1 protein-coding gene is annotated in these 1974 nt (G+C 65.4%); it reads left to right on the top strand.

Annotation, left to right across the window (positions count from 1 at the left end):
• Positions 1 to 1974, top strand: a 1974-nt coding sequence (gene acs, locus C7401_RS44145; RefSeq protein WP_112178356.1) for an acetate--CoA ligase, incomplete at both ends; no start/stop codon positions are given.

Below are 1974 nucleotides of genomic sequence, written 5' to 3' on the forward strand. Positions count from 1 at the left end.
ATGTCTGCGATTGAATCGGTTCTTCAGGAACGCCGGGTCTTTGCGCCTTCAGAACAAACGGTGGCCAGTGCCACGGTGTCCGGCATGGACGCCTACAAGGCGCTGTGCGCCGAAGCCGAGCGCGATTACGAAGGCTTCTGGGCGCGTCTCGCACGCGAAACGCTGACGTGGCAAAAGCCCTTCACGAAGGTGCTCGACGAATCGAAAGCGCCGTTCTACACCTGGTTCGAAGACGGCGAGCTGAACGCCTCATATAACAGCCTCGACCGTCATGTCGAAGCGGGCAACGGCGAGCGCGTGGCGATCGTCTTCGAAGCCGACGACGGCACCGTCACCAACGTCACCTATCAGGACCTGCTCTCGCGCGTCTCGCGCTTCGCCAACGCACTGAAGAAGCGCGGCGTGAAGAAGGGCGACCGCGTGGTCATCTATCTGCCGATGTCGGTGGAAGGCGTGGTGGCGATGCAGGCCTGCGCGCGTATTGGCGCGACGCACTCGGTGGTGTTCGGCGGCTTCTCGTCGAAGTCGCTCAACGAACGCATGGTGGACGTGGGCGCCGTTGCGCTCATCACCGCCGACGAACAGATGCGCGGCGGCAAGGCGCTGCCGCTGAAGAACATCGCCGACGAAGCGATCGCCATGGGCGGTTGCGAGGCGGTGCACAGCGTGATCGTCTACCAGCGCACGGGCGGCAAGGTCGCGTGGCACGAAGGCCGCGACCTGTGGATGCATGAAGTCTCGGCGGCGGAGAGCGACACGTGCGCACCGGAACCCGTGGGCGCGGAACACCCGCTCTTCATCCTCTACACCTCGGGCTCGACGGGCAAACCGAAGGGCGTGCAGCACAGCACGGGCGGTTACTTGCTGTGGGCCGCGCAAACGATGAAGTGGACCTTCGATTACAAGCCGAGCGACGTGTTCTGGTGCACGGCCGACATCGGCTGGATCACGGGTCACAGCTACATTGCCTACGGTCCGCTCACGATCGGCGCGACCCAGGTCGTGTTCGAAGGCGTGCCGACGTATCCGAATGCGGGCCGCTTCTGGGACATGATCGCCAAGCACAAGGTCACGCTGTTCTACACCGCGCCCACGGCGATCCGCTCGCTCATCAAGATGTCCGAGGCCGACGCGAAGGTGCACCCGAAGAGCTATGACCTTTCCTCGCTGCGCATTCTCGGCACGGTGGGCGAGCCGATCAATCCCGAAGCGTGGATGTGGTACTACGAAAACGTGGGCGGCAAGCGCTGCCCGATCGTGGATACGTGGTGGCAAACGGAAACGGGCGGGCACATGATCACGCCGCTGCCGGGCGCGACGCCGCTGGTGCCGGGTTCGTGCACGCTGCCGCTGCCGGGCATCATGGCGGCGATCGTCGACGAAACGGGCCAGGACGTGCCGAACGGGCAGGGCGGCATTCTGGTGGTGAAGCGCCCGTGGCCCGCGATGATCCGCAACGTGTGGGGCCAGCCGGAGCGCTACAGGTCGGGCTACTTCCCCGAGGAACTGGGCGGCAAGCTGTACCTCGCGGGCGACGGCAGCGTGCGCGACAAGGACACGGGCTACTTCACGATCATGGGCCGGATCGACGACGTGCTGAACGTCTCGGGCCACCGACTGGGCACGATGGAGATCGAGTCGGCGCTGGTGGCGAATCCGCTGGTGGCGGAGGCTGCCGTGGTGGGGCGCCCCGACGACACGACGGGCGAAGCGGTGGTGGCGTTCGTGGTGCTGAAGGCGACGCGTCCGCAGGGCGATGAAGCGGTGAAGCTCGCCAACGACCTGCGCGCGTGGGTGGGCAAGGAAATCGGTCCGATCGCGAAACCGAAGGACATCCGCTTCGGCGAGAACCTGCCGAAGACGCGCTCGGGCAAGATCATGCGCCGTTTGCTGCGCTCGCTCGCGAAGGGCGAGGCGATCACGCAGGACGTGTCCACGCTGGAAAACCCCGCGATTCTCGATCAGCTCGGCGAG

The sequence above is a fragment of the Paraburkholderia unamae genome (assembly GCF_003268775.1).
Lineage (GTDB): Bacteria > Pseudomonadota > Gammaproteobacteria > Burkholderiales > Burkholderiaceae > Paraburkholderia > Paraburkholderia unamae.